Here is a 3,146-nt window from a genome sequence, read left to right on the forward strand (position 1 = left end):
GACGCCTGCTTCTCGCTCCTTGATCCACACGAAATGACGAAGAGCCACTTTTGCGAAGCAAGTCCACGCGCATAGATGCCCTGTTTGCTGTCGAGCGGGAGATCACTGGTCTGCCCGCCGCCACGCGCCTTGCCATGCGGCGCAAGCGATTAGCCCCGTTGCTACACGACCTGGAGGCCTGGATGCGCACCGAACGCAGCCGGCTCTCACGCCATGCCGAGGTCGCCAAGGCGATGGACTACATGCTCAAGCGTTGGGGCGCCTTTGCTCGCTTCCTTGATGATGGCCGGATCTGCCTGACCAACAATGCCGCCGAGCGCGCGCTACGCGGCATTGCCTTGGGACGCAAGGCTTGGCTGTTTGCCGGTTCCGATCGCGGCGGCGAGCGCGCGGCGCTGATGTATACGCTGCTCCAGACTGCCCGCCTCAACGGCGTCGATCCGCAGGCGTGGCTTTCCGACGTCTTGGCCCGCATTGCCGACCACCCAGCGCGTCGTCTGAACGAGCTCCTGCCCTGGAATTGGAAACCGGCTGCTCAACCACAGATGGCCGCCTGAGCCGTCAGTCCCGCCGCGTGAACAGAGCCCGGAAGAGGGTCTCGGATTGGCGCAGCCCTTCATCAGTCAGCACCACCGATTTGGCGCGTCCGACCGGATCGGCGATGAGCCCCTTGGCGTGAAGGCGACCAAGCGAGCACCGCTTCATCAATGCGCTCCTCATCGACCGCCATCGGCGTAGATTACCACACCGCGACCGCACTGGACGCGGCCTTCACCGGATGAGTACGCCGTTTGGCGGCCAGCATCGAGACAGCCAGATCGGTGACGCGCTCGGCCAAGGCGAACACGGAGGCCAGCCAGAGCTGCAGGCGCCAGGGGACCGGATCGTCGCTGACCTCGAAAACGTAGGCCACGTCGCGGGCTAAATGCGCCAGGCAGGTCTGATGTCGGGCTGCATGCCCCTGCTGTGCGGTGTAGCGGTCCGAGATCCAGACCGCAGGTCGGTAGCCGTCCATCATCTCGCGCACCACGACGGCACCCCGCGTCTCAGACGCCGTATGCAATACGGCCTGCGCCGAGCAAGCCGCCGATGCTGCGTCACCACCGGCGTGTAAAGGCCAGATCAATGCGCTCGAACGTGCTGACGACCTCGACGGAAAGATCACCGTGCAGCGGGCCCCCGCAGCAGCCGCATCGATCGGGGCGATGCTCGACGACGGCGATGGGATCCTCGTTCATCACTCGGCTGTGGCCCTCGTGACCGGGCTTGGCGTCGCCGGGCTTGGATTGCTCCCGGCGTTCCTTGCGGTCCGTCGCTGGCGGCTTGGACGAGGTGCGCGAGGTCTTGTCCGGGCGCTGCAGGCGCAGCACCAGTTAAATCAGCTCATCCCGGCTCAGGCGCTCAAGATCGGACCGTCCCATTCCACGAGGGAATCAGCGAAACCCGCCTTGCACAAGAGGCGCCCGGCAGACCCACGCCGCACGCCCGCCGATCCCGACGCCCAAACCGCGTGAGTAATTACTAAAGCGCAACTACTAGTGCCAGTTGCCCTTGGTCCCTTAGTGCTGAGAACGTGTTGGTTATTGCTTCACTTTGCCCTCTACGTTACCCAATTCATTATGCTGAAAAACAACGCCGGACGCAGAAACATCGAGCACCTTTGATTGATTGTTTATACCTCGACCTTTGTTGAACCTAAATATGGTTTGACTTACAAACACGCTCGCATTCTGGGACTCGTTGCGAATGCCGTCGCGCTTGAAGTTGAAAATTGAACCGCCCTGGACGACGAGGGTTGACCGAACGCCCTGCGCCACCAACACGCCGTCAGTTGCTTCGCTGGCGACCCAAGATCCAGTAAACTGCGTCCACGATGCCGGTCCAGCCTTCGCGTCCTCTAAAGTAACAGCAGCGCCCCTCTTCGTAGAGTCAATTGCCACCAAAGGACCGAAGAACAATTCTCGGTTCGCTTCGTCAGCAAGCGAATTGTCTATAACTACGCCCCTGCCATTGGCAATTATGTTTAAGGCGTCCGCATACAACCCACCAAAAGCACCCCCTACTCTGAGACCTACGTCAGAGAACGATATTTTGCCCGACTGAAGAAAGAGATCTGCCTTCGGATTTCCTTTTCCAGCGATGCCATTCACGCGGACAGCATCAGCTTGGGCTCGAGCCTCCATGCTGCGATACACGACCTGATCCACGCCATCAAACCATATCCCGTTCCATAGATTTCCGTTACCGTCCTGACCATCAACGACAAGCGACTCAAGCATAGATCGAACTAGCTGTTTAGCGTGGATTGCCGATCCGTCTTTCATCCTCGTGCTCGATGTGACCCGAAAGTCGCGCAAGCTCAGATTTTTAATCGGTCGAATGCCATCTCCAATTGTTATCAAGTCCACGGTCTCGGACGTTCCTGTATAAACGAATATCGTCTGATAGGGACCATCGCCTGTTATGGCAATTCGATCGGATAGGATTAGCAGGGGCTCCGCAAAGCGGCAACTTCCCGCGGGAGCGTAGCCTCGCTGCCCAGGCTGAATTGATGAAAGCCACCTCACGATTGCCGCCGTATCGTCAGCTTGTCCATCGCAACGAGCCCCGAAACTACGAAGATCAACGGGGCTTGCTGCGTTTTCGGGAGATAAGGCGTTCGCCGATGCTGCTAAAAGGGCGGCGCTAGCCGCGGCAAGGATAGCGATCCGCACCGCTCAACCCACGTCGTACATATGATCAACGAAATCCAGCATCCAAGCCCGGTGATTGACGATCGCCTTGCGTCTTAGGATTATCAACTTGTCCGCTTGAGCCACAGTATCGAAATAACGCTCAACGTCGAAATAACCCTTCCTATTTCCATAGTCATGAATTGCTACGATCGTTTCTGGCCCTCCGAACAAAACGGATGATAGCGCGCACATGACGCGGAAACGGCCGTCTATTAGTACAAGATCATAGTCAAAATCGCGGAATGTCCATGGCGCGCTATAGTAGTACTTCCATTGCTTTATCTTATTCTCATTTTTTGGTAGGCCCCAATCGCCAACCTCTCCAATGTCACAGTGATAGAATGCTAGCAGGCTGTTGAAGAAGTCGGCCAGCGGCGGGCGATGAAGGGGACTTCATCGCCGGCGTGGAAG

1 protein-coding gene and 3 pseudogenes are annotated in these 3,146 nt (G+C 58.3%); 1 reads left to right on the plus strand and 3 read right to left on the minus strand.

Annotated features, from left to right (window positions below; all coding sequences use genetic code 11):
• Positions 1-44 precede the first annotated feature (44 nt).
• Positions 45-557: pseudogene (locus tag F6X53_RS31925) on the plus strand (IS66 family transposase); the annotation flags it as partial.
• 4 nt (positions 558-561) lie between these two features.
• Here the strand turns inward: F6X53_RS31925 and F6X53_RS32880 are convergent.
• From F6X53_RS32880 to F6X53_RS31935, 3 genes and pseudogenes are all read right to left on the minus strand, one after another.
• Positions 562-690 (minus strand): annotated as a pseudogene (locus F6X53_RS32880) (DUF6429 family protein); the annotation flags it as partial.
• A 94-nt stretch (positions 691-784) separates the two neighbouring features.
• Positions 785-1,373 (minus strand): annotated as a pseudogene (locus F6X53_RS31930) (IS66 family transposase); the annotation flags it as partial.
• Between the two features lie 207 nt (positions 1,374-1,580).
• Positions 1,581-2,324: a hypothetical protein gene (locus tag F6X53_RS31935; RefSeq protein WP_342354010.1), complete on the minus strand. Its 744-nt coding sequence runs from the start codon at positions 2,322-2,324 to the stop codon at positions 1,581-1,583.
• Positions 2,325-3,146: the final 822 nt, after the last annotated feature.

Source organism: Methylobacterium soli (assembly GCF_008806385.1).
GTDB lineage: Bacteria > Pseudomonadota > Alphaproteobacteria > Rhizobiales > Beijerinckiaceae > Methylobacterium > Methylobacterium soli.